General features: G+C 67.1%; 3 protein-coding genes. All 3 read left to right on the top strand.

What is annotated here, in order from left to right:
* A partial coding sequence (locus tag I4J89_RS45505) for a hypothetical protein (protein WP_196420468.1) occupies nt 1-385 on the top strand: 385 nt, incomplete at its 5' end.
* A 191-nt stretch (nt 386-576) separates the two neighbouring features.
* Complete coding sequence (locus tag I4J89_RS45500; protein WP_196420467.1) at nt 577-999, top strand: hypothetical protein; 423 nt, start codon at nt 577-579, stop codon at nt 997-999.
* Nucleotides 1,000-1,293: 294 nt separating this feature from the next.
* On the top strand, nt 1,294-2,364 hold the full coding sequence (locus I4J89_RS45495) for an IS110 family RNA-guided transposase (RefSeq protein WP_196420466.1): 1,071 nt from the start codon (nt 1,294-1,296) through the stop codon (nt 2,362-2,364).
* Nucleotides 2,365-2,786: the final 422 nt, after the last annotated feature.

The following is a 2,786-nucleotide window of genomic DNA, read 5'->3' as shown; positions in this document are numbered from 1 at the left end:
GGAGGACCGGCAGGCGCCGCAGTCGGCCGAGGGTGAGGCGAAGGTCATCACGCTCTGCGGCTCGACCAAGTTTGAGGCTGAGTTCGCGGAGGTCAATCAGCGGCTCACGATGGAAGGTTGCGTCGTGATCAGCCTCGGAATGTTCAGCCTCCCCGATCTGCCGGATTACGACTGGACAGTCGACAGCTCGGACCTGAAGGGGCGGCTTGGCGGCGTGCACTTCCAGAAGATTCGTATGGCTGGCGAGGTGTACATCGTGGATCCGGGCGGCTATTTAGGTGAGTCGACCCGACGGGAGATTGCCTACGCGGAGTCGCTCGGCAAGCCGGTTCGGTATCTGAGCCGCGAGCGCTTGGCGCGAATGGGAGACGGCCCCCAAGAGTGAGTCCGACCGGGCGGTCCGCTCATCGGTTGAAGCAGGACGCCCGGACTCCCGTCACCACAGCCACGCAGCGTAACGGCTGAGCCCGGCGGCGAGCACGATCGGCGGCAGAAGCGGATGCGTACGGTCGGTGATGTCGGTCGGCTGTCGGCCGAATGCGCCAGAGCTCGACAAGAGCCCTTAGGCTCTTCGACATGAGCTCGGCCGTGTTCTCGTCTCGGTATCGCTCCTACTCGTGGCAGGTGGTCGGTGTCGTCGCTGTTGCAGGCCTTTCGCTGCTGGCCTGGTTCGCGTGGCTGGGGTGGGATCAGGAGTACCACGTTGACCCGAGCACTGGCGTGGCAAGCGGACCGTACGAGGTATGGCAGGTAGCCGGCTGTGCGCTGTCGCTGCTGGTGTTGTTGCTCGGGGCCTTGATGCTTCGGCTGTCGCCGGTGTCGACCTCGGCCGCGCTCACTCTGGCTTTCACCGCCGTTTGGACCGTGGACGCTGCGAGCAGTGAGACGACCGGCCTGTACGGGGTTGGAACGCTGATGCTCCTCGTCGGCTTGGCCTCGGCCACCGCGGTGGTGTCCGTCGCCTTTCTACACCTGCGTGCTGCGGCGCGGTCGAGGTAGCCGCTTTCAGCGTGGGCTGTCGACCGCCTCGAGCCTGCATGTCGATCAATCAGCCGCGTGGGCGGCGTTTCCGCCCCAGCCGTACGCAGCGTCACGCTTCCCAGGGGCGAGCCGGCAACGCACGGACGGCGGCAGATGAGATGACATGCATCGGCCGCTTGCGGTCGGTGGGCTGAGTCGAGATGTACGCCGTTCGTGGTCTTGACGATCGGCGGATTCGGGGGGCCTCCTCAGCTCAGACGCAGATTTCGCTGCGTTGGACATCCATGGTCACGGAGCTTGAGGAGGTCCCAAATGTCGATCGTAGGCGGCTTGGACATCCACCGGAAGCAGCTGACATTCGACTGGGTCGACCAGGAGAAAGGGAGGTGGGAACGCGGCCGGATCATCCCCGCCGACCGGGAACACCTGGCCGGCTGGCTGACCCGCTTCGACGCAGCCACGGTGCCGGTGGCGTTCGCGATGGAAGGCTGCACCGGCTGGCGCTACATCGCCGAAGAAATGGCTAAGGCCGGGGTGGCCGCGCATCTGGCCGAGCCAGCCGACACGTCCGTGCTGCGCGGCCCGAAACGGCGGGCCAAGACCGACAAGGCCGACGCGAAACTGCTGCGGGAACTGCTCGCGGCGGGTCGGCTGCCCGAGTGCTACATCCCGCCGCCGGAAGTCCTGGAGTGGCGGGCGATGCTGGAGCTCTACCAGGATCTGCGGACTCAGCACACCGGCTGGGCGCAACGGATCCAAGCGGTCTGTTTCCATCAGGGCACCACCGCGCCGGGGCAGGCCGGGATCGTCCGCGGCGACCGGGCCCGGCTCAGGGCGATCGTCGACGACCAGCTGTCGATTTCCGGCCGGTTGCAGGTCAACACCGCCCTGGCGCTCATGGACGTCCTTGCCGATCACCTCGACCGGCTACGCCGGCGGCTGCTGTCCACCGCCCGCTCCCTCAAGGGTGCCCGGGAGTTGATGCACGACATCTACGGCGTCGGCCCGCTCAGCTCGCTCGCGTTGTGCGCCTGGCTCGGCGGCACCGACCGGTTCTCCTCGTCACGCAAAGCGGTCCGGTTCGTCGGCCTGGACATCACCGTGCACTCCTCCGACGGTAAACGCAGCCCCGGCCGGCTCTCCCGGCAAGGCCCGGAAGTGCTGCGCTGGCTGCTGTTCGAAGCCGCGAAGACCTCGGCCCGGTCCTGCGCGCCCGGCTACGGCTACTACTCCCAGGTCAAGGACCGCTACGACGCGAACCGCGCGTGTCTGTCTCAGGCCCGCCGCATCGTCCGGCACGCCACCCACATCATGACCAACCTCGGCGACGACGCATTCACCGTCCTCGCCCAGCCCGCCGCACCCACCACCATCGCCCGCTAACGAACACGGAACGGGGCTCGGGCGAGGACCGGCCAGCCCGACCTCACGATGACGGGCACCAACGCGGCCAGCTCCCTCAGCGCACTGTCAGACCGCACCACCACCGCCCCGCGCAAGCGGTGACCGCGGACGGCCCAATGAGAATGAGCGGCCGCACCCCGGCAAGGGGGGCCACCCGATCAATCATCATGTCGCGGACCCAAACCCGTCCGACGGCCATAGGTAAGTCTGGCTGCCACCTCGCCACCGCCGCACCGCCCGAACGCGAGCGAGCAACACCCGACCCAGGGAGCCGCGACCACCCACAACGACACCTCGAGATCCGTAACTCACCCAGAGCGGCGAGACGACATCATGCTGCCTGAACCACTTCAACAAGTACGGAACTGTCCCTGGACGGAACCACTGCTTGCAGGTAAGTG

The organism is Actinoplanes aureus (assembly GCF_015704865.1).
GTDB classification, from domain to species: domain Bacteria; phylum Actinomycetota; class Actinomycetes; order Mycobacteriales; family Micromonosporaceae; genus Actinoplanes; species Actinoplanes aureus.
The sequence above is the reverse complement of the archived record's forward strand: the minus strand, read 5'-3'. Positions and strand labels throughout refer to the sequence as shown.

Bases quoted from the DNA above. Each gene is read 5' to 3' on its own strand.
- I4J89_RS45500 (WP_196420467.1), top strand. From the start codon at position 577: ATGAGCTCGGCCGTGTTCTCGTCTCGGTATCGCTCCTACTCGTGGCAG.
- I4J89_RS45495 (WP_196420466.1), top strand. From the start codon at position 1,294: ATGTCGATCGTAGGCGGCTTGGACATCCACCGGAAGCAGCTGACATTC.